Consider the following 20,124-nt stretch of genomic DNA (forward strand, 5'->3'; position numbering starts at 1 on the left):
TCATGAACGTAACGATTTTGCATGGCTACAGTGCCTCCAATTCCGGCGATGGTCTGCTGGTCGATCTGGCCATTGCGCTGGTGCAGCGCAACTTTGGCGAAGACACCGCGATCAGTGTCGTGGCTTCCGATCCGGACTCTTTCAAGTACCTGCCGCACCCGCGCTTCGACGCGCCGGTGATGGCGGCCAAGGGCCTGGGCCGAGTCAAAGAAGCGGTGTTCCTCAACCAGTCCTACGCGGGGCTGGCGGATCTGTTGAAGAAAACCGATCTGATCGTCGGCGTCGGCGGCGGCTACATGCGTTCGAAAAGTGCCTTCGAGCACATCAAGCTGAAACTCGGCCACGCCAAGCAGCTGGAAACCGCGATCCTCAGCAAAGTGCCGTCGGTGTATCTGCCGCAAAGCATCGGGCCGTTCCACGGCGACAGCGACAAGATCGTCGGCCACTACGCCAGCGCCGACGCGGTGTTCGTGCGCGATAACCGTTCCTCGGCGCTGTTCGATGCTTGCGAGAATGTCTACCGCGCACCGGACCTCGCGGTGCAGGCGCTGGCCGGCAAGATCCTTCAGCAACCCAAGTTCACCCGCTGCGCCTCGACGCCGGCCACGGTGTGCGTGGTGCTGCGCAAACCACCGGCGTGGAGCAAGGAAAAGAAACTTGCTTACGTGGCCAACCTGAAAGTGCTGCTGCAGCGCTTGAAGAACAAAAGCAAAGTGGTCTGCGCCGTACAGAGCGCCGTGCGCGGTAACGATGACGGCGCGTTCTATCGCGAACTGGGCATCACCGAAGACTTGCTGCCGCTGAAAGCAACGCTGGCCAAATACCAACCGGACCTGGTGATTTCCGTGCGCCTGCACGGCGCGATCGAATCGCTGCTCTCGGGTGTGCCGGCGTACCACATCAGCTACGAGCGCAAAGGCTTCGGCGCCTATCAGGACATGGGCGTCGAAGACTGGGTCATCAACGGCGGCGACATCAATGTCGACACCATCATCGACACGGTTTACGCGCCTGACGCGCTGTCGAATTTCGGCAAACGCCTGACCGACACCTGCCGTGAGATCGAGGCGAAAACCGTGGCCATGGACGACATCATCAAGGGCGTCATTCGATGATATTCCGGCTGTTGCTGCGGGGCGGGGCACTGGGCGCGAAGTTCTTGCTGGTGCTCGCCATTACCCATTACCTCGGTTACGAGGCGCTGGGTTTTTACGGCGTGGTGGTCGCGGCGTCGTTGATCGCGTCGAAGTTCTACAGCGTCGGTTTCAGTTCCGAAATCAATCGGCTGATCAGCGTGGGCGGCAGTTCGCGACGGGTCGTGGACAAGGTGCTGCTGCTGTACCTGGCCGTGGGCCTGGCGTTGTCGGTGCTGACGGTGGTGATTTATTCACTGTTCCAGTCGGTGGAGGCAACCACCGCGCTGATCGCTTGCGTGACGCTGGTGCTGCTCACCGAACACCTGTCGTTCGAGATCAACTCGTTCGTGTTTTCCGCACAGAAAGCCACGGCGGGTGCGCTGCTGTTTTTCATCAAGACCGGACTTTGGGCGTTGCTGGCGGTGGGCGGAATGGCGCTCGGCTGGGTGTCGGCAATCGCCAGCGTGTTGTGGCTGTGGGTCATCGCCAACGTGTTGGTGATCGTCGCCGGTTACCTGATCGTGGTGAACGTTCATCGCGGGCGGGAAGAGGGGACGCTAGCCACCGCCGCAGTGTGGAAAGCCGGGCTGCCGTTTTACCTCGGCACGGGCCTGATCGCGCTAAGTCAGTACGCCGAGCGCTTTCTGATCATCGATCTTGAGCCCTACGCCAGCCTCGGTAAATACGTGTATGCGTGGTCGGCGGCCAACACCTTGCAGGCGTTGTCTTACGCGGTGGTGGCGGTGGTCGGCATTCCGCTGCTCGCCAAGCGTTATCAGGCCGATCAGCAACCGTTCACGGTCCGGCAGTTGTTCGTGAACAAATGGGTCGCGCGTTCGCTGGTGGTGTCGGCGGCGGTCGCGGTGGGCATTTATCTGTTTTTCAACGTGGTGCTCGATTACGTCGCCACCAGTGTTCCGCGTCCGGACAACGGCATCCTCGGCGTGCTGATTTTCTCCTTCGCCCTGCGTGCCATTGGCGACATCGTCTGGGGCGGGTTGATCGCTTCGAAAAACAGTCGGGTATCCCTCGCCAGCGCGGCTATTTGTCTGTTGGTTTCAGTGCCGGTCAGTTACCTGCTGATCAAGCATTATTCGATCTACGGCGCGGCCTGGGGCAACGTGTTTGCGATCATCGTGCAGCTCGGCGTGATTGCGCTGCTGACCCGTGCCACGCGGGCGAAAAAGGCTGTCGTGTCATGGGCCTGAAACTGCCGTGCATCGAGTTTCGTGGTCGCCGTCTCGATTCGTCGCTGTCGTTCCTGATCCTGTTCACCGGGCTGTTTCTGTCCGTGGCCATGCCGCTACTGGTGCCGCGCGATCCGGGCCCGGATGCGATGACCCTGTGGTCGTCCTATGCCCGGGCCGACAACTGTAATTTCTGGAACCCGTTCTCGCCGGATCGCTCGTCCTACGAGTGTTCGGCGTTCCTGCTGCGGCCCACCGGGATCAACCTGACCAACGCCTGGGCCTACGGGATGTTCTGCAACTTTTTCCTCACGGCGATTCCCGTGGTGGTGTTCCGGCGCATGCCGCTGACCATCTTCGGAACCCTGTGCCTGTGGGGCATCGTGCGTTCGTTTTTCCTGGAAAACCTGACCAAGGAAATCATCGTGTCGGTGGCGGTGTTGAGCATTCTGTTCAGCTCGCTGACACGCAAATATCGCGGCGGATTTTTCCTCTCGGCGGTGATCTACGGCGTGCTGATCCGGCCCTACTGGATTCTGTTTTCGCTGTCCTGGGTCGGCGTCTGCGTGATGAAAAAGTACGTCTCGCGCACCACCTTCTTCCTGATGCTGTTCCTGTTCTACCTGGCGGTTGCGATGGCGATCCAACTGGCGCTGGGCTTTCCGGTGTCGTCGATTCGTGCCAGCAACAACGAACTGCGCACGGCGGGCGAGGAGGGGTCCAAATCGCTGATCGTGTCGTGGCTCAGCGGCAGCGACTTCGTCTCGCAGGCCCTGGACTCGATGATCATTTTCTTCCGCTTGTCGTTCCCCGTAGAGCTGATCCTGCTGTCCGGGCCGGGCCAGGTGATCTTCGTGGCGTTGATGATCATGACCGCGCTGCTGCTGTTCAAAGTCATCACCTCGACCGATTACAAGGGCGCGCCGATCCAGACCAAACCCAAGGAACTGATCGCGATTCCGCTGGCATTCCTGCTGGTTCAAGGCTTGTTCGAACCGGACTTCGGTTCGTTCGCCCGGCACTTTTCGATGGTGGTGCCGGTGCTGTTCGTGGGCCTGGGCTTGATGCTGCGGGCGAACAAACCGGTGAAGGTTGAATCAAGAATTCTGAATTGAGGCGGGTGCTTTATGTCGAGCAAGAAAAAGTCCCTGGAGATCGAAACCCTGCGTGGCCTGGCGTGCCTGTTGCTGGTGCTTTATCACGTGATCGGGCCGTTGGGCGGCGGTTTGAAAATCGACATCGGCTCGCCGTTCCGGGTGATCGCCGATTCGATGGTGTACGTGCGCATGCCGCTGTTCACCTTCATCTCCGGCTACATCTATTCCCTCTACAAGATTCGCGGCAATGACTTTTCCGCGTTCTTCAGCGGCAAGGTGCGGCGGCTGATCGTGCCGCTGTTTTGCGTGGGGGTGCCGTTCTCAGTATTGCAGGCGGTGGGGCCGGGCGTGAACAAGGACGTCAGCGTGATGGATGCGCTGTTGTCGTTCTATGTGCCGATCAACCACTTCTGGTTCCTGCAGGCGGTGTTCATCATTTTCATATTCGTCGGCCTGCTGGAATGGCGCGGGCTGCTGCGTACACCGACGCGCCTGTATCTGTTGTTCGCGTTCGCGGCGGCGGTGTTCCTGTTGCCGCCGTTTCCGCTGGACGCATTCGGTATCAACGGGGCGATTTATCTGCTGCCGTTCTTCGTGGCTGGCATGATCGGTCAGGAGAAAGTCAGCGAGCTGAAGCAGACGTTCAAGGTGATCGGCCCGCTGGTGTTTGTGCTGATCTCGCTGACGTTGCTGTACGTGGCGTCGGTGGACCGCGAGCTGATCGTCGACCGCCGCAGCCTGATTGGCCTGGCGGTGGGCTGCGTGTCGTGCATCGCATTGCTGTCGAGTGACATGCGCTCGAAGGCGCTGACCTGGCTTGGCGGTTACTCCTACGCGATTTTCCTGTTTCACGTATTGTTCGCCGCTACGTCGCGTTCGATCCTCGGCCGCCTGGGTGTGAAAGACGAAAGCGTGCTGGTGTTCTGCGGTTTGACATTTGGTTTGCTCGGGCCTGTGGTGTTGTCGATGATTTTCAGTCGGTTCAACTTCACTTCCGTGCTGTTTCTCGGCGAACGTGCGGCGACGAAAAAGAAACCGGCGGCAACCATCGCTCCGGTGGCGCAGACCCGATGAAGGAAGCGATCCATGCTGGCTGTTGATGATGTGCCGCCGGTGGCGGCGTCGGTGGTGCAAATCGGCGACGCTCGCGAGCGCTTTGGCCAGTGGCGCGAAGGCAAGGCCGGCAAGGTGTTGTCGATCTCGGTGATCGGCGACAGCTACAGCGCCGGGCAGGATTTCTACCTGAACAAACTGGTGCAGCGCGTGGCCGGGGAGGTCGGGTTTGCCGGGCCGGGCTACGTCGGCTTCAACCACGGTGCAGCGCTGGGCGGCACGCACTTCAAGTACACCCGCAGCAGCGAAAAATACTTCGGCGGCGACTGGCAGGTCTCCGGCCTCGGCCAGGCCAGCCCCGACAGCCGCACCGTGACCGGCCGCCCCGGCGCCTGGCTGCAAGTCGAGGCCAGCCCGACGCCTGCCATCAACACCGCGGTCACTCAGGCGAAACTGCTTTACCTCGGCAACGGTGAGTCCAGTGAGTTGCGTTATCGCTGGTCACCCTCCGCCGACTGGCAGCCGTTGAAACTCGCGGGCGAGGGCGTACAGAAAGTCCCTTTACCTGGCACGTCGGCCGCGACCGACTGGTCTTTCAGACTGGAAGTGCTGAAGGGTGCGCCGACCTTGTTCGGCCTGTGGCTGAGTAACGATCAGAACGGGGTTCGGGTATCGAAACTGGCCGCGTCGGGTGCGGCATCTGCTGATTTCTATCACGACGATGCGCGCTGGCAGGCGCAGTGGAAAGCCGTGGTGTCGAAGATCCCCGCAGACATTTACCTGATCATGCTCGGTGGCAACGACCAGGGTTTTGGCGTAAAGCCTGAGCAGTATCTGCAGAATGTTCAGGGGCTGGTCGGCATGCTCCGCGAGATACAACCGGCAGCGAGCATCAACCTGATCCTGCGTCAGGACACCACCCGCTCCAGCGCCTATCCGATGTCGGCTTATGCGCAGGTCATCGAGCCCTGGGCCCGTGAGCAGCGTCTGGGTTACGCCAATCTGCAATGCGCGTTCGGTACGGACGTCAAACGCTACGCAGCGGCCATGATCGGGCCGGACAAGATTCATCCGCTGCCGGCCACGGGCGGGCGGGTGATTGCCGATTACTTCTATCGTTGGGTCGTGGGCGGACAGCAAAAAGTCTCGCCACAGGACAGCTGTGGCGAGACTTCGAAGTAGCCGTCAGTTGTCGAACAGATCCAGATGGCTCAGCAGCTCTGCGGTTTTCTGCGGCATCAACTGCGTCACGCAACGGGTTTCCACGTTGACGATGATCGCCGGGTCGTTGCAGCAAATCCGCACGCGAAAACGCCAGTCGCTGAAAATCACTTTCAGGCCGTCGCGGTCATCGACCTCCAGCGCCTGTTCGCCGTAGATCCGTTTCAGGTGGGCGAGCAGGGGATACGGATCACGCATCGGTCGGCGTATGTCCCCGGACGACGGAAACACGCCGAGGCGGTCGACCAGCAGCAGGGTGCCCAGCCACGGGCCATTGGCGCTGGGCAATGGCTGATGGCGGGATAACCAGCTCATCACCCCGAGGTTGTCCACCTCACGTTCAATCTCTGCGGAATGTTGTGCAATGTTCATGGTTGCCTCGTTGGATGTGCGTGCTGCAATGAATCAGTGGGGGCCGCTCAGCGGCCCTTCAGGTAAACGTTGTCGTAGCAGAAGTTGGTCGCCTGCAGGTAACCCTCGGCGTCGCCGCAGTCGAAGCGCAGACCCTTGAACTTGTAGGCCAGCACGCAACCGTTCTGCGCCTGTTTCATCAAGGCGTCGGTGATCTGGATTTCGCCGCCCTTGCCCGGCTCGGTGTCGGCGATCAGGTCGAAGATGTCCGGCGTGAGGATGTAGCGGCCGATGATCGCCAGGTTCGACGGTGCGTCTTGCGGGGCCGGTTTTTCCACCATGTGGTTGACCCGGTAGATGCCCTCGGAAATCGCCTCGCCGGCGATCACTCCGTACTTGTGGGTCTGGTCGCGCGGGACTTCCTGGATGGCGACGATCGAGCAGCGGAATTTCCTGTACAGCTCGATCATCTGCGTCAGTACGCCGTCGCCTTCGAGGTTCAGGCACAGGTCGTCCGCCAGCACCACGGCGAAGGGTTCGTCACCGATCAACGGGCGGCCGCTGAGAATCGCGTGGCCGAGGCCTTTCATTTCCACCTGACGGGTGTAGGAGAAGGTGCAGGTGTCGATCAGCTCGCGAGTGCCGGCCAGAAACTTCTCTTTCTCGGTGCCGCGAATCTGGTGTTCGAGTTCGTAGCTGATGTCGAAGTGGTCTTCCAGTGCGCGCTTGCCCCGTCCGGTGACGATGGCCATGTGTTGCAGGCCGGCGTCCCGTGCTTCTTCAACGGCGTATTCGATCAACGGTTTGTTGACGATCGGCAGCATTTCCTTGGGCATGGCTTTGGTGGCCGGCAAGAAACGCGTGCCATAACCGGCAGCGGGGAACAAACATTTACGGATCATAAAAGTTTCCTGGTCATTCATGGCGCACTGCCATCGTTTATTGCAATAACGAAAGGTTGCAAGTTATTGAAGCTGTACTTTAATACCTGACTCGGGAGATGAGTGGCAAATAGCAATGAGTGTAAAACACGACAATGTTATGAGATGTCGGTTTGACACTTATTGGTTATTTTTAGTCGGCATCCGTTGATAGTGATGAATGCGCGGGAGTGCTAATAAGTACCAGGCAATACAGTTTGGCTTGTAAAAATATTTATAGCCAGTGATTGAACTGTTTTTGTTTCTGGTTGTTGTCGCGCTGTTTGTGTGAATCAAGACACACATTAAACAAACAGCGCTTGACACGCGAGTTGGCACTTTTCCCACTTATGGACCGCGCTATGAAGATTCTGGTAACGGGTGGCGCCGGCTATATCGGCTCGCACACCACACTTGCACTACTTGAAGCAGGTTATGAAGTTGTAGTTCTGGATAATCTTTGCAACAGCAGCGACGCCGCCTTGCACGCGGTGGAAGCCATTTGCGGCAAAAGTGCGCTGATGATTCGCGGGGATGTCTGTGACCGGGCCCTGCTGGACCGGATTTTCCAGCAGCACGCCATCGATGCCGTGCTGCACTTCGCCGGGCTCAAGGCTGTCGGCGAGAGCGTGCGCAAGCCGCTCGAATACTACGAAACCAACGTCAGCGGCAGCATCACGCTGTGCCAGGCGATGGCAGCGGCGGGAGTGTTCCGGCTGGTGTTCAGCTCGTCTGCCACGGTCTACGGCGAGCCGGCGCAGATGCCGATCCGCGAGGATTTCCCGACCGGCACTCCGACCAATCCCTACGGCCAGTCCAAGCTGATCGTCGAGAACGTGCTGCGCGACCTGTGCCAGTCCGAACCGCGCTGGAGCATTGCGCTGCTGCGCTACTTCAACCCGATCGGCGCGCATCACAGCGGCCAGATGGGCGAAGACCCCAACGGCATTCCGAACAATCTGGTGCCTTACATCAGCCAGGTGGCGGTCGGCAGCCTCAAGGAGTTGTCGATCTTCGGCGATGATTACCCGACGGTCGACGGTACCGGCGTGCGTGATTACATCCATGTAGTGGATCTGGCGGACGGGCACCTGAAAGCCCTGCAAACCATCGCCGACCGTACCGGCATTCATACCTGGAACCTCGGCACCGGCGACGGCTACAGCGTGTTGCAGGTGCTGCGGGCCTTCGAGCAGGCCTGCGGGCAGCCGGTGCCTTACCGGGTAATGCCACGGCGTTCCGGGGACATTGCCGAGAGCTGGGCCGACGCCTCCAAGGCCGCCAAGGAACTCGGCTGGAAAGCCACACGCAACTTGCAGGACATGGTCACCGACACCTGGCGCTGGCAATCGAATCATCCCCGGGGTTATCAGGGATGATGGCGTTTTAGTGCAATGTTAGTTTCAGTCAGGTTGTTAGATATCGTCGGGAAATTAGACTGGCAATGCCTTTTGCAAGTCCGTAGATATAAACCTGCCGTTCGACTTTTATCAGTTGCGTAAGACTGTGAAAGAACAACGGATCTTGTTCGCGCTTTTTGCGACTTGAACTCTACCACCTCTAACCAACACCCGATGTTCAGGTGCGATGTTAGAAAGGAGTTGATATGAAGAAAGTGATGGCGATCGCCCTGTTGACGATGTTGAGCAACTGGGCCTCCGCAGCTGAAGCGCCGCTTACAGCAGTGACCAATGTATCTGGCAGTGTTGCGGCTTCTACAGCGCCTGCTGCCAGTACTGCCATGGTCGCCAGTGCTGTAGCGGCGTCCAACAGTGGTGGAAGTGCCAACGGCGGTACAACGGGTACCACCGGTACCACGGGTACAACCGGCACGCACAACTAACTGAAGTATCTGTTGGTGCAGTACAGGGTCGCCCGACGAAAGTCGGGTGACTTTGTTTTTGGATTCGCCCTTGAATAGCGTAGTGCCATTATGACCCGTCGTTTTTCTCTTTTATTGTTGGCAAGTATCGCTTTGCAAGGTTGCATGTTCTCCCCCGGCCAGTACCTGAGCACCAGTAGCATCACGCGCCAGGGCGCCAGCGAAAGCAGCCGGGTCGAGCTCATTCCGATCACCCCCAAGCTCATCGCCATGAACCGCGCTACGTATAAGCGTGAGTCGGTGCCGGCGGAGTTGTTGGCGACCCCGGCCGAATACCGCATCGGCAGCAACGATGTGCTGTACATCACGGTCTGGGATCACCCCGAGCTGACCGCCCCTTCGGGTGCGCAACAGCAGATCGATGCCAACGGTCGTCTGGTGCGCTCCGACGGCACGTTGTATTACCCGTACATCAAAGAAGTCCAGGCCGCCGGCAAAACCATCCAGCAACTGCGTTCGGACATCGAGCAACGCCTCTCGGCGTTCATTGCCGAGCCGCAAGTGGATGTCGCGGTGCTGCGTTTCGCCAGCCAGAAAGTCGTGGTCTCGGGCGCCGTCACCAAGGCCGGCCCCCAGGCGATTTCGACCAACCCGCTGAGCGTGGTCGAGGCCCTCGGTTCGGCCGGTGTCGATACCAACAATGCCGACCTGTCGGGGCTGATGCTGACGCGCAACGGGCGGGTCTATCCGCTCAATCTCGATGCGCTCAATCAGCAGGATTCCGAATTGCAGAACGTCTACCTCAAGGGAGGCGATCAACTGTATCTGCCGTACAACGACAACAAGCGCATCTACGTGATGGGCGAGGTCAACCAGCCCCGTGCGCTGAGCTTCAAGACTGCCACCATGAACCTGTCCGACGTGCTCGGTTCGGTCGGTGGCCTGAGCCAGACCACCTCCAACGGCAACGCCGTGTACGTGATTCGCGGGGTGGAAAACCTCGACGTGGAGCCGGCGAAAATCTATCAGCTGGAAGCCGAATCGCCGACCGCCATGGCGCTCGCCTCGCACTTCGAAGTGCGGCCTCAGGACGTGGTCTATGTCGGGCCTGCCAACGTGACTCGCTGGAATCGCCTGATCAGCCAGTTGGTGCCATCGGCATCGATTGTCGGGACGGGGGCTTCCGCTGCGAAGAACTGGAGCGAATACAGTAACAACAGCAAATAAGGCCGCCGACTGTGAAAACGTTGAAAGTGGGCGTGTGCCTGATGGCGGCCGTGTTGCTCAGTGGCTGCAATCCGCTGATGAGCGCTTCGTTGAACAACCTCAAGTCCGCCGTCATCGGGCCGGATGAACTGGACGTGTCGGCGGAGCAGGTCGCGGGGGTCAAGTATCCCCAACTCAAACTGACCACGCCGTCCGGCTCCGGGGTGTTGGCGCTGGTGCGCGAGCGCGAGGACCTGCAGTTCTGGGTCGCCTCCGGCAAGCAGGTGCTGCTGATGCGCGACGGCCTGGCCATGCGCACTGTCGGCCTGGGCGTGGACGGCGATCTGGACGGCACGCGTCTGTCCGATGACTCGCCGTTCAAACAGGGCCTGCATCGCATCACCGATGGCTACACCAGCCGCCGCTGGATCGACCTCTACAAGGGCCAGGAAGTCGGGATCATCCTCAACAGCCGCTTCTCCCGAAAATCCCTGGAAACCCTCGAGATTCTCGACAAGGAATACACCGTGCTGCGTGTCGATGAGCAGATTGACGCGCCAGCCATCGGCCTGCGCGCGACCAATCGTTACTGGGTCGATCCGGTGGACGGTTTCATTGTGCAGAGTGAGCAGCAACTGACCTCGCAGTTGCGGGTCAGGATCGTGCAGCTGACCCCTGACAGCAGGCATCTGCCGTGAAGCGGCTCAGAGCGCTGTCGGCGTGCTTGATGTTGCTCACCGGTGGCAGCGATGCAGCGGTCATCGTCAGCGGTGATGTCGCCAACCCGGGCCCGATCGAATTGCCGGCGGGCGGACGTTTGCGCGATGTGATAGGCGAAGCCGTGCCGAATGCCGAAGGCTACTGGCTGGCGGGCGTCCTGTTGCGTCAGTCGTTGCTGGAAGAGCAGACGCGACTCAAAGTCGGCGTGCTGTTCGATCTGGATGTGCTGACGCGCATGGCCATGCTCTTCGACAAGCCGAGCCGTGCGGCGCTGGCCCAGCGCCTGGCCGAGCAGGTCCGGCAGATGCCGGTGACCGGGCGGCAGATCGCCGATCTCGATCCGGTGGCGGTGGAAGTCGGCTTCGCCCGCAACATCCGTCTCGACGATGGCGATCAACTGATCTACCCGAAACGGGTCGACGAAGTCGAAGTGCTGGGCGCCGTCGCCGAGCCGTGCCGTTTGCCTTATCAGCCGTTGCAGGAGGCCCGCGAATATCTGCAGGGCTGCACGTTGCTGACGGCGGACGCCGATGCCGATTACCTGTGGCTGATCCAGCCCAACGGCGAATCGCGGCGGGTCGGCATCGCCCACTGGAACCGCGAGAGCGGGCAGATGCCCGTGGCCGGCAGCAAGATTCTGGTGCCGGTGAAAAACGATGATCTGGATCCGCCTGTCCCTGAACTGAATCAGCAGTTGGCCGAATTGATTGCCACGCAGTTGGCTGAGGTGGTTCGTTGAATTTGCGTTTTGCAGCTGTGTTGTTATTGCCGTGTGGCCTGGTGCATGCCGAGCCTCGGATTACCCAGAATGACTTCGGCGGCGTCGGTCTGTTGCAGACCCCGACCGCGCGCATGTCGCCCGCCGGTGAGTTGAGCGTCAACGCCAACCGCACCGAACCGTACAGCCGATACAGCGTTTCGTTGCAGCCGCTCGACTGGCTGGAAGGTTCGTTTCGCTACACCGCCATCACCAACCGTCCGTACGGTTCCGAAGCGCTGAGCGGCAGCCAGAGCTATAAGGACAAGGCGGTCGACGCCAAGGTCCGGCTGTGGCAGGAAAGCCACTGGGCGCCGGAAGTGGCGCTGGGCTTTCGAGACATCGGCGGTACCGGTTTGTTTGCCAGTGAATTCTTCGTGGCCAACAAGCGCTATGACAATTTCGATTTCAGCGCCGGCATCGCCTGGGGTTACATCGGTAATCGCGGCGATGTCGACAACCCGTTGGGTTCGATCAGTGACCGCTTCAACACCCGCCCGGATCTGGAAGGCACCGGTGACGTCAACGCCGGCTCGTACTTTCGCGGCAAGCCGTCGTTTTTCGGCGGTGTGAGTTACCAGACGCCCTGGGACCGTCTCAGCCTGAAGCTCGAATACGAAGGCAACGACTACAAGCACGAGCCCAAGGACAACATCATCAAGCAGGACTCGCCGATCAACCTCGGTGCGGTGTTCAAGGTGACCGATTCCGTCGATGTGAGTGCGGCCTGGGAGCGCGGCAACACGGCGATGTTCGGCATCACGTTCCACACCAATTTCGTCAGCCGCAAGGCCCCGGCCAAGACCTTCGACCCACCGGCCGAACCGCTGCCGGCGAAGGCGCCGAGCACGACGATGGAAGAGGTCAATTGGGCCGACGTGTCGCGCCGTTTGCAGCAGAACGCTGGCTACAAGGTCGAGCGCATCACCCAGCGCGATTCCGAACTGATCGTGTACGGCGAGCAGCAGCGCTATTTCCATTCGCCCAAAGCCGTCGGCCGCGCGAGCCGGATTCTCGACAACAGCGTCAACGACGACATCGACTGGTTCACCGTGGTCAACAAGCGCTACGACCTGCCGCTGGAAGAAACCAGCGTGCCCCGGCAGACCTTCCGCGAAGTGCTCAACAACGAGGAACCGCTGGAGTCGCTGCACCGCACCACCGAGATCAACCCGGCGATGCCGCGCAACGAGAAAACCCTCTACACCGAAGCGCCGCAGCACTTCAATTACGGCGTTGGCCTGGGCTTCAAACAGAACGTCGGCGGCCCCGATGGTTTGCTCTATCAGTTCACGGCGGATCTGGATGCCGAGTACCGCTTCAACCGCAACACCTGGTGGAACGGTCTGCTGAGTCAGAACCTGATCAACAACTTCGACAAGTTCACCTACGACGCCCCCAGCGGCCTGCCGCGTGTGCGCACCGACTTGCGTCAGTACCTGACCACGTCGGACACCACCATGCCGCTGTTCCAGGTCAGCCACGCCGAGCAACTGGACAAGGATCTGTACGGCATGGTCTACGGCGGTTATCTGGAATCGATGTTCGCCGGGGTCGGGGGCGAGGTGCTGTTTCGCCCGACCGGCAAGCGCTGGTCGATCGGTGCGGACCTGAACTATGTGCGTCAGCGTGAGTTCGACCAGGGTTTCGGCCTGCGTGATTACTCGGTCTGGACCGGTCACATCACCGGCTACACCGACCTGCCGTTCGACACGCTGGCCGCAGTCAGCGTCGGGCGTTACCTGGCGGGCGACTTTGGCGGCACGGTGGATATCTCCCGCGAGTTCTTCAACGGCGTGCGCTTTGGCGCCTGGGCGACCATCACCACCGCCGGCAGCGCCGAGTATGGTGAAGGTAGTTTCGACAAGGGGCTGTACCTGTCGATTCCGTTCGACGAAATGATGAGCATGTCGACCATGCGCCGCGCCAACCTGGTGTGGGCACCGCTGACCCGTGACGGTGGCGCGCGGCTCAATCGCAGCTTCCAGCTGCATTCGATGACGGACAGTCGGGAAGGGGACATGTTCTACCGCAACTTCGGGAAGATTACCGAGTAGGTTCGGGGGAGCGGGGAGTTAAAGCGGGAGCCTGTGGGCTCCCGTTTTGGTTTGTGGTGAAGGGGGATCTTGATGCAGCTGGCGAAGTTGGCAGGCTCAAGCCTGGTGTTGAATGATCCGGCGCCATCGCGGGCAAGCCCGCTCCCACAGGTTTCAGGTGATTCCTTAATCTTCGCCATTCCCCGGATCCTTGTGGGAGCGGGCTTGCCCGCAATGGCGTCTGTTCAGCCGACATCAAATCATCAGACTTTCCTCGGCCGCAGAGCCCTCCGCCAACCCCCAAATCCCGCCCACAAAAAAGGGGACTTTCGTCCCCTTGCGGTGTTGCCTTCTCAAGCCCTGCGTCTCAGTAAATATCCTTCGACAACAGGGTGAACGGCGTCTTCACCAGGATCTTCACATCCAGCCACAGCGACCAGTTGTTGATGTACTTCAGGTCGATCTCAACACGCTTTTCCATCTTGTCCAGAGTGTCTGTCTCGCCCCGGCAACCGCTGATCTGCGCCAGGCCAGTGATGCCCGGTTTGATTCGGTGACGGGCCATGTAGGCGAGGATCTTGCCCGAGTAGTAGTTGTTGTGCGCCACGGCATGCGGGCGTGGGCCGACCAGTGCCATGTGTCCTTGCAGCACGTTGAACAGTTGCGGCAGCTCGTCCAGCGAAGTGCGACGGATAAAGCGACCGACCGCGGTAATGCGCGAATCGTTGCGGCTGGCCTGCTTGACGTCACGGTCATCGTGCACGCGCATCGAGCGGAATTTCCAGACCTTGATCACCTTGCCGTTCCAGCCATGGCGATCCTGCTTGAAGAACACCGGGCCTGGTGAGTTGAGCTTCACCGCCAACGCCACGGCCAGCAGCACCGGGCTCAACAGGATGATGGCCAGCAGGGCGACGGCTTTTTCCACCAGGCTTTTGCTCAGCGCTGCGGTCGGGCGGCTGGTCAACGGGCTTTCGTTGAGGTAGATCGCCGGCAGGCCATCCACGACTTTCACCGAGTGATTAAGCAGTGTCAGGCTGTTCAGATCCGGCACCCAGACCACGTCAACGTTGGCATCCAGCAAGTCCACATACATCGCCTCGATCTTGGCGGCTTCCGACAGCGGCAGGGTGATGTACAAGCGGCGGATGTCGTGGGTCTGGATCAGCTCGAGCAGTTCGTCCTGAGCGCCGACAACGCGCGGGGCGTCCGCTTCCAGCGACGGGGTATCGCCGTTGCTGACCAGACCGACCAGCGGCAGGTTTTCGTGCTGGCTCAACTTCTTCGCCAGGCCCAGTGCCAGTTCGCCGGTGCCGACGATCAGGGTCTTGTGTTCGCTTTTGCGCGAACGCTGGTAGAACTTCGAAAACGCATGCAGCGGTGCGTACAGCAGCGCCTGACCGAGGAAACCGTACACCGCCCATTCAAGGATGACCTGGCGGGAGAACAGCGCATCGGCCTTGCAGATGAAGGCGATGAACGCCAGCCCGGCCATGGTCATGAACCAGCCCATGAACAGTCGACCCAGCCCGGTCAGGTAATTGTCTCGCTTTCGATACGCGCCGCTGAAGGTATAAGCCGGCACCGAGGCCAGTACCGCCAGGATCGTGCACATCCGATAGTAGAACTCGACGGTGCCGGTGTGCTGTTCGGCCAGTATGAACAACAGGGAAACAATGAAACTCTGTGCCAGCGCCCATTGGCCCCAAAAGGTCAGTCCCTTGAGGCCGGTGTTTCGATTGATACGAAGAGAAAGATCCATACGATATCCCCAAAAGACGTCCATTCAGGTTTCGACAGTAGAAAACCGAGTTGTTAAGCAGACTTGTTATTGTTGTTTGAGCCAGTGTCCTGAGGTAACAACGCCGGAATGCGGAACTGTCGTCAGTCAATAGACTAAGTTATTGTCGGGGATGCTGTCTGACGAGTTCTAACAAGATGGCACAGTGCCAACTTGTTTAAATTTTCAATATGCAAACGTTAGAAAAGGTCGAAAGGCAGGGGGTGAATAATCAATATTGTGTTTGCTATCGTAGGTGGGGTCAGGAGGCGGGTATAACCAGGGAGGGGTGAAACCAAACAGAGTGCTTTTTTATTTTTGTAATCGCACTTGTATCTGTTTGTCTTGTAGGGGGGATGTTGTTTAGGCAACAACTTCCTGGATCAGGCAATAACCGCGATTGCGCACGGCACGAAACAATCGTTCACCGTTGCTGGCGTTCTTGAATTTGTCTTGAAGACGGCTCAGGCACATTTCCAGTCCCCGGTACTGCTCCGGCTCGCGGCCGATGCTGAGGATCAGATCGTCGCGACTGACAACACGCTCTTCATGGTGAAGCATCTTGCGGACCAGTGCGGTTTCGAGCCCGGTGAGACTGATCTCGACGCCTTCTTTGGTCAATGCACCCTGATCATTGTCCAGATGCCAGGCTTCGGTGCAGGGCGCGTCGGATTTAATCGTTCGGGTAGTGTCAGTGGGGTTTTCGGACATGGCCGTGGAATTGTGAAATGAATGCGCCGATTGTGCTGCCAGCCATTCCGATTCGAGGGTGGCCAATATGCGCTGGGTATCATGTTCAATGCTGGGTGCGACATGCTTCCTTGTGCCGCGTGGGTAAGTGAACTCCATCAGCATCGGAGTGGAAGAGGGCGAAGCAACACCTTCAATAAACATTTGTGCCTGAGACGTGCCAAACGAATTGAAACGCTCACTGGAGAGAATGCTCTCGAGTTCGCGCTGCGACGCTGAGCTGTTAGTCACGACAACAAAGTATTTTCTTGGGAGGGTCGTGCTGGTTTCCATGTCTCTCTCCTAAAGTACACACCAAATTTGGCGAAAAAATAATGGCAGGCGAGCAATGTTTTCCTCGGAATTAATCGATCAGGCAGGGTCTGGGCCCAAAGATGGCCTCGATAAGTTCCACTCGGTCTGCGTTAGAGTAATGGTTTATTGTTATGTTTAAGTGTTGCAGCGCTCATGCAATTGACAGCTTTTTATTAGATGTGTGACGCGGTTAAAACTATGAGAAAGCGGATGTTTGAAGCGTTGCATCAGACGTTCCCTCGTATGCTGCAAAAGAGTGTTTTCCCTGAATCAAGGAGTTGAGATCAACCCCCTCATCAGACGATAGCCATACCCGCGAATGCTCTGTATGGCGTTCGTACCGTACACGTCCTTGATTTTCCCGCGCAAGCGGCTGATGGATTTTTCCAGTGCCCGAGGGTCGTAGAATTGGGTGTTCAGCCCCATGATGCTGGCGATTTCATCGTGGCTGAGAATGTGATTGCCGGTCTGCGCAAAGGCTTGCAGGATCTTCATTTCGGCAAAGGAGATATCCAGTTTCTTGCTGGTGTCCGAGAGGCAGATGCGGGTGGGGTCCAGCACCAGATTGATATCGCGTTGCCATTCTTCGCTGTCGAAGAACTCACCCAGCAGTTCCGCGCTTTCATCGGACAAGGTATTGAGTTTGATACAGAAGTCGGCACCGGCCAGAAAGTACTTGATCTTGTTGTGGGCGCCGCGACCTGTGATCACTGCACAAATAATAGGCTTCAAGTTGTCGTTGCGCAGGTTTTCCACCAGCGCAAGGTTATCTTCGAGTGCCTGAGGGCTGTCGATGATAATGAAGATCGCCCGATACAGGCCGTGATATTCGTTGTGCTGATATGAACTAATGTAGGCGTCGGCTTCAACAGCCACACCGCTCTGCACATGCTTTGCGATTAGCGCGCTAAAGTGTTCAGCCACGCCACGGGTACGACCCAGAGTGAGAACACCTGGTTCGTCGCTTGTGCGGCGCGGGCTTCTAGTCGCTAAGTTACCTGTGAGCATCATGCATTGACTCGAAAAGGTGCTGACATCGGGATGTTAAAGCACCGGTTCTCATCTGTGACTGACAATTGGTAACATTTGGACGAATTTTAGACGTGGCTCCCGAGTTTTCTAACAATAATTAAGCGATTCAAGCTTTTAGTTGATTTTTTCGGGGCTGTGAACTAACGGAATTGAGGCCGTTAGATGGTGGCAATATGGAATGGTGCCACTATTTTGTAATTATCGCGACCTGTTTTTATGTCCCTTGGCCATCACTCAACTGCATACGTATCAGAGCACTGTGAGGTGGGTCACATTTTATGGGGAGGCCTGTCTTTTGGCTATAACGTCGACAAGTTCACACACGGACGTTTATTAACATGCCTTGAGTGTGGCTTTTGATAAGACATATTCTCCGTCCCCGAGTCGGGCAATGGGTGTTCATCTGCCAATTGTTTTACTTCAGATACTCAATGCCTGAATGCATTTAACAGGGCGCCCGCAAAGAGCGCTCTGACGGAGGATTAATGGATTTACTGACCTTGTTCAAGGTGCTGATTCTTGGGGCGGTAGAAGGCCTGACCGAGTTCTTGCCCATTTCCAGTACGGGCCACCAGATTATCGTTGCCGACTTGCTGGAGTTCGGCGGCGAACGCGCCATGGCGTTCAACATCATTATTCAACTGGGCGCCATCCTGGCCGTGGTCTGGGAGTTTCGCCCGAAGATCTTCGAGATCGTCAAAGGCCTGCCAACCCAAAGCAATGCCCAGCGTTTTACCCGCAATCTGCTGATCGCTTTTTTCCCGGCGGTCATACTCGGCGTGTTATTCGCCGACACGATTCATGAATACCTGTTCAACCCGATCACCGTAGCGGTCGCATTGGTCGTGGGCGGCATCGTGATGTTGTGGGCCGAGCAGCGGGATCATGTAGTGAATGTCGACCATGTGGACGACATGAAGTGGGCCGACGCGCTGAAGATCGGTTGCGTACAGTGCCTGGCGATGATTCCAGGCACGTCGCGCTCCGGTTCCACCATCATCGGCGGTTTGCTGTTCGGCCTGTCACGCAAGGCGGCGACGGAGTTCTCGTTCTTCCTGGCGATGCCGACCATGGTCGGTGCCGCGGTGTATTCCGGCTACAAATACCGCGAACTGTTCCAGAGCAGCGACCTGCCGGTCTTCGCCCTGGGCTTCGTCGTAGCGTTCATCTTCGCGATGATCGCCGTGCGCGGCCTGCTGAAGTTCATTGCGAACCACAGCTACGCCACCTTCGCCTGGTACCGCATTGCCTTCGGCTTGCTGATCCTCGCCACCTGGCAGTTCGGCTGGGTGAACTGGACGGCGGCCGCAGCCGCTTGATCACTGACTGCTGATCAGCGCAGCGACGGCGAGGTCATTTAATTCAGAGTCGGGCGAATCCTGACGAAACCGTTGCAACGCCGAGGTGAAATACGCGGCTTGCAGCATGCCGTCACTGGCGAGGAAATAACGTGCCGCTTCTATTTCCTCTACCGAATACACACGTTTTTTCAGTCCGGAAATGTCCGACATCCCGTCGACTGTGACCATCGTCGTCCTGAAAACCAGAAAACCAGACATCTGGGTAGATTGAAAAGGGCCATTTTCCCCGTTGCCGCACCCCTTCGCAAAATCACAGGATGCATAGGCGCTTGCAGAGAGAGTCGAGAGTAAAGCGAGGAGGGTGAAACGCTTGAATAAAACGCGGCTGAACGCGGGCATAACCAAAAGACATCCTGTCAGTACAGCAAAACACCGGGCAGCGCTCATTCGTTGCCCGCACATTCAACGCATCGATCAACGACCCGCCAGCAACTCCGCCGCCTGATCCAGCAACGCCAGCGGATCCTTGGCCTTGTGGATATCCACCGACAACAACTGACGAAACTTGCGCGCCCCCGGGAACCCGGTGCCCAGGCCCAGCACATGCCGGGTGATGTGATGCATCGCGCCGCCGGCCAGCAAATGCTCGGCTATATAAGGCCGCAACTGCGCCAGCGCCTCGGCCCGGCTGATCACCGGCGCGCTGCTGCCGAACAACTGCTGATCCACCTCGGCCAGCAGATAAGGATTGTGATACGCCTCGCGCCCCAGCATCACGCCGTCAAAGGTCTGCAAATGCTCATGGCAGGCCTCCATCGTCTTGATCCCGCCGTTCAGAATGAACTCCAACTCCGGAAAATCCGCCTTCAACCGCGCCGCCACGTCATAACGCAACGGCGGAATGTCACGGTTCTCCTTCGGCGACAGCCCCTCCAGAATCGCAATCCGCGCATGCACCGTAAAACTGGTGCACCCGGCATCTCGCACCGTGCCGACGAAATCGCACAGTTCCTCATAACTGTCCCGCCCATTGATCCCGATCCGATGCTTCACCGTCACCGGAATCGACACCGCATCCCGCATCGCCTTCACACAATCCGCCACCAACTGCGGATGCCCCATCAGGCACGCCCCGATCATATTGTTCTGCACCCGATCACTCGGGCAGCCAACGTTCAGATTCACCTCGTCGTAACCGTGCTCCTGCGCCATGCGTGCGCAAGCGGCCAGGTCCAGCGGAACACTACCGCCCAACTGCAACGCCAGCGGGTGCTCGGCGTCGTTGTGACGGAGGAAACGCTCGTGATCGCCGTTCAGCAAAGCGCCGGTGGTGACCATCTCGGTGTAGAGCAGGGCGTTTTTCGACAGGATGCGTAGGAAGTACCGGCAATGGCGGTCAGTCCAATCCATCATCGGCGCGACGGAGAAACGGCGGGAGAGTGGGGCGGGTGTGGCGGTGAT

General features: G+C 58.7%; 19 protein-coding genes. 12 read left to right on the plus strand and 7 right to left on the minus strand.

Annotated elements, in window-relative coordinates; genetic code table 11:
* Nucleotides 1-2 precede the first annotated feature (2 nt).
* The 5 genes from AC07XZ_RS25555 to AC07XZ_RS25575 are packed head-to-tail and all read left to right on the plus strand — an operon-like array spanning nt 3 to nt 5,655.
* A complete protein-coding gene (locus tag AC07XZ_RS25555; protein WP_007951622.1) occupies nt 3-1,115 on the plus strand; it encodes a polysaccharide pyruvyl transferase family protein in 1,113 nt (370 codons plus the stop codon).
* Nucleotides 1,112-2,344, plus strand: a complete 1,233-nt coding sequence (locus AC07XZ_RS25560) for an MATE family efflux transporter (protein WP_085608227.1) — start codon at nt 1,112-1,114, stop codon at nt 2,342-2,344. Before AC07XZ_RS25555 ends, AC07XZ_RS25560 begins: the two co-directional genes overlap by 4 nt.
* Nucleotides 2,335-3,438 (plus strand): hypothetical protein, encoded by a 1,104-nt coding sequence (locus AC07XZ_RS25565; protein WP_011335164.1) that lies wholly within the window; start codon nt 2,335-2,337, stop codon nt 3,436-3,438. Before AC07XZ_RS25560 ends, AC07XZ_RS25565 begins: the two co-directional genes overlap by 10 nt.
* A gap of 12 nt (nt 3,439-3,450) precedes the next feature.
* A complete protein-coding gene (locus AC07XZ_RS25570; protein ID WP_102688116.1) occupies nt 3,451-4,494 on the plus strand; it encodes an acyltransferase family protein in 1,044 nt (347 codons plus the stop codon).
* Between the two features lie 12 nt (nt 4,495-4,506).
* On the plus strand, nt 4,507-5,655 hold the full coding sequence (locus tag AC07XZ_RS25575) for an SGNH/GDSL hydrolase family protein (RefSeq protein WP_102688117.1): 1,149 nt from the start codon (nt 4,507-4,509) through the stop codon (nt 5,653-5,655).
* 3 nt (nt 5,656-5,658) lie between these two features.
* Here the strand turns inward: AC07XZ_RS25575 and AC07XZ_RS25580 are convergent, their stop codons facing one another.
* Nucleotides 5,659-6,066: a phosphohexomutase domain-containing protein gene (locus AC07XZ_RS25580; RefSeq protein ID WP_085748361.1), complete on the minus strand. Its 408-nt coding sequence runs from the start codon at nt 6,064-6,066 to the stop codon at nt 5,659-5,661.
* A gap of 47 nt (nt 6,067-6,113) precedes the next feature.
* Entirely contained in the window at nt 6,114-6,947 is an 834-nt protein-coding gene (galU, locus tag AC07XZ_RS25585; protein ID WP_085613139.1) for a UTP--glucose-1-phosphate uridylyltransferase GalU, read from the minus strand.
* Nucleotides 6,948-7,327: 380 nt separating this feature from the next.
* Between galU and galE the strand changes: the two genes are divergently transcribed.
* From galE to AC07XZ_RS25615, 6 genes are all read left to right on the plus strand, one after another.
* The gene (gene galE / locus AC07XZ_RS25590; protein ID WP_039772766.1) at nt 7,328-8,344 is read left to right on the plus strand and encodes a UDP-glucose 4-epimerase GalE; all 1,017 of its coding nucleotides are present in this window, start codon (nt 7,328-7,330) and stop codon (nt 8,342-8,344) included.
* A gap of 227 nt (nt 8,345-8,571) precedes the next feature.
* Nucleotides 8,572-8,808, plus strand: coding sequence for a hypothetical protein (locus AC07XZ_RS25595; protein WP_003226528.1), 237 nt, complete (start codon nt 8,572-8,574; stop codon nt 8,806-8,808).
* A gap of 90 nt (nt 8,809-8,898) precedes the next feature.
* Nucleotides 8,899-10,014, plus strand: a complete 1,116-nt coding sequence (locus AC07XZ_RS25600; RefSeq protein WP_172829496.1) for a polysaccharide biosynthesis/export family protein — start codon at nt 8,899-8,901, stop codon at nt 10,012-10,014.
* Nucleotides 10,015-10,025: 11 nt separating this feature from the next.
* A complete protein-coding gene (locus tag AC07XZ_RS25605; protein WP_102688118.1) occupies nt 10,026-10,691 on the plus strand; it encodes a YjbF family lipoprotein in 666 nt (221 codons plus the stop codon).
* 29 nt (nt 10,692-10,720) lie between these two features.
* The gene (locus AC07XZ_RS25610) at nt 10,721-11,452 is read left to right on the plus strand and encodes a capsule biosynthesis GfcC family protein (RefSeq protein WP_102688127.1); all 732 of its coding nucleotides are present in this window, start codon (nt 10,721-10,723) and stop codon (nt 11,450-11,452) included.
* The gene (locus AC07XZ_RS25615) at nt 11,449-13,527 is read left to right on the plus strand and encodes a YjbH domain-containing protein (protein WP_102688119.1); all 2,079 of its coding nucleotides are present in this window, start codon (nt 11,449-11,451) and stop codon (nt 13,525-13,527) included. The genes AC07XZ_RS25610 and AC07XZ_RS25615 overlap by 4 nt, the downstream gene beginning before the upstream one ends.
* Nucleotides 13,528-13,873: 346 nt before the next feature.
* Here AC07XZ_RS25615 and AC07XZ_RS25620 read toward each other — a convergent pair whose 3' ends face one another.
* The 3 genes from AC07XZ_RS25620 to AC07XZ_RS25630 all read right to left on the minus strand — a co-directional run bounded on the left by AC07XZ_RS25620 (nt 13,874) and on the right by AC07XZ_RS25630 (nt 17,341).
* Nucleotides 13,874-15,268, minus strand: a complete 1,395-nt coding sequence (locus AC07XZ_RS25620) for an undecaprenyl-phosphate glucose phosphotransferase (protein ID WP_102688120.1) — start codon at nt 15,266-15,268, stop codon at nt 13,874-13,876.
* Between the two features lie 381 nt (nt 15,269-15,649).
* A complete protein-coding gene (locus AC07XZ_RS25625; protein ID WP_102688121.1) occupies nt 15,650-16,309 on the minus strand; it encodes a winged helix-turn-helix domain-containing protein in 660 nt (219 codons plus the stop codon).
* Between the two features lie 291 nt (nt 16,310-16,600).
* Nucleotides 16,601-17,341 carry a winged helix-turn-helix domain-containing protein gene (locus AC07XZ_RS25630; RefSeq protein WP_102688122.1) on the minus strand — a complete coding sequence of 247 codons (741 nt, stop codon included), beginning with the start codon at nt 17,339-17,341 and terminating at the stop codon, nt 16,601-16,603.
* Nucleotides 17,342-17,847: 506 nt separating this feature from the next.
* On the opposite strand from AC07XZ_RS25630, the gene AC07XZ_RS25635 reads away from it, so the two are divergent.
* Nucleotides 17,848-18,681, plus strand: a complete 834-nt coding sequence (locus AC07XZ_RS25635; RefSeq protein WP_102688123.1) for an undecaprenyl-diphosphate phosphatase — start codon at nt 17,848-17,850, stop codon at nt 18,679-18,681.
* Here the strand turns inward: AC07XZ_RS25635 and AC07XZ_RS25640 are convergent, their stop codons facing one another.
* Nucleotides 18,682-19,062: a DUF2388 domain-containing protein gene (locus AC07XZ_RS25640; protein WP_256590582.1), complete on the minus strand. Its 381-nt coding sequence runs from the start codon at nt 19,060-19,062 to the stop codon at nt 18,682-18,684.
* 75 nt (nt 19,063-19,137) lie between these two features.
* Nucleotides 19,138-20,124 (minus strand): tRNA dihydrouridine(20/20a) synthase DusA, encoded by a 987-nt coding sequence (gene dusA / locus AC07XZ_RS25645; RefSeq protein WP_102688124.1) that lies wholly within the window; start codon nt 20,122-20,124, stop codon nt 19,138-19,140.

It is taken from the genome of Pseudomonas sp. GW458-11-26-14-LB4 (genome assembly GCF_059423925.1).

What these genes read in the sequence shown, in the direction of transcription:
- AC07XZ_RS25555 (WP_007951622.1), top strand. Translation starts at nt 3, where the DNA reads ATGAACGTAACGATTTTGCATGGCTACAGTGCCTCCAATTCCGGCGAT.
- AC07XZ_RS25560 (WP_085608227.1), top strand. Translation starts at nt 1,112, where the DNA reads ATGATATTCCGGCTGTTGCTGCGGGGCGGGGCACTGGGCGCGAAGTTC.
- AC07XZ_RS25565 (WP_011335164.1), top strand. Translation starts at nt 2,335, where the DNA reads ATGGGCCTGAAACTGCCGTGCATCGAGTTTCGTGGTCGCCGTCTCGAT.
- AC07XZ_RS25570 (WP_102688116.1), top strand. Translation starts at nt 3,451, where the DNA reads ATGTCGAGCAAGAAAAAGTCCCTGGAGATCGAAACCCTGCGTGGCCTG.
- AC07XZ_RS25575 (WP_102688117.1), top strand. Translation starts at nt 4,507, where the DNA reads ATGCTGGCTGTTGATGATGTGCCGCCGGTGGCGGCGTCGGTGGTGCAA.
- AC07XZ_RS25580 (WP_085748361.1), bottom strand. Translation starts at nt 6,066, where the DNA reads ATGAACATTGCACAACATTCCGCAGAGATTGAACGTGAGGTGGACAAC.
- galU (WP_085613139.1), bottom strand. Translation starts at nt 6,947, where the DNA reads ATGATCCGTAAATGTTTGTTCCCCGCTGCCGGTTATGGCACGCGTTTC.
- galE (WP_039772766.1), top strand. Translation starts at nt 7,328, where the DNA reads ATGAAGATTCTGGTAACGGGTGGCGCCGGCTATATCGGCTCGCACACC.
- AC07XZ_RS25595 (WP_003226528.1), top strand. Translation starts at nt 8,572, where the DNA reads ATGAAGAAAGTGATGGCGATCGCCCTGTTGACGATGTTGAGCAACTGG.
- AC07XZ_RS25600 (WP_172829496.1), top strand. Translation starts at nt 8,899, where the DNA reads ATGACCCGTCGTTTTTCTCTTTTATTGTTGGCAAGTATCGCTTTGCAA.
- AC07XZ_RS25610 (WP_102688127.1), top strand. Translation starts at nt 10,721, where the DNA reads ATGTTGCTCACCGGTGGCAGCGATGCAGCGGTCATCGTCAGCGGTGAT.
- AC07XZ_RS25620 (WP_102688120.1), bottom strand. Translation starts at nt 15,268, where the DNA reads ATGGATCTTTCTCTTCGTATCAATCGAAACACCGGCCTCAAGGGACTG.
- AC07XZ_RS25625 (WP_102688121.1), bottom strand. Translation starts at nt 16,309, where the DNA reads ATGGAAACCAGCACGACCCTCCCAAGAAAATACTTTGTTGTCGTGACT.
- AC07XZ_RS25630 (WP_102688122.1), bottom strand. Translation starts at nt 17,341, where the DNA reads ATGATGCTCACAGGTAACTTAGCGACTAGAAGCCCGCGCCGCACAAGC.
- AC07XZ_RS25635 (WP_102688123.1), top strand. Translation starts at nt 17,848, where the DNA reads ATGGATTTACTGACCTTGTTCAAGGTGCTGATTCTTGGGGCGGTAGAA.
- AC07XZ_RS25640 (WP_256590582.1), bottom strand. Translation starts at nt 19,062, where the DNA reads ATGCCCGCGTTCAGCCGCGTTTTATTCAAGCGTTTCACCCTCCTCGCT.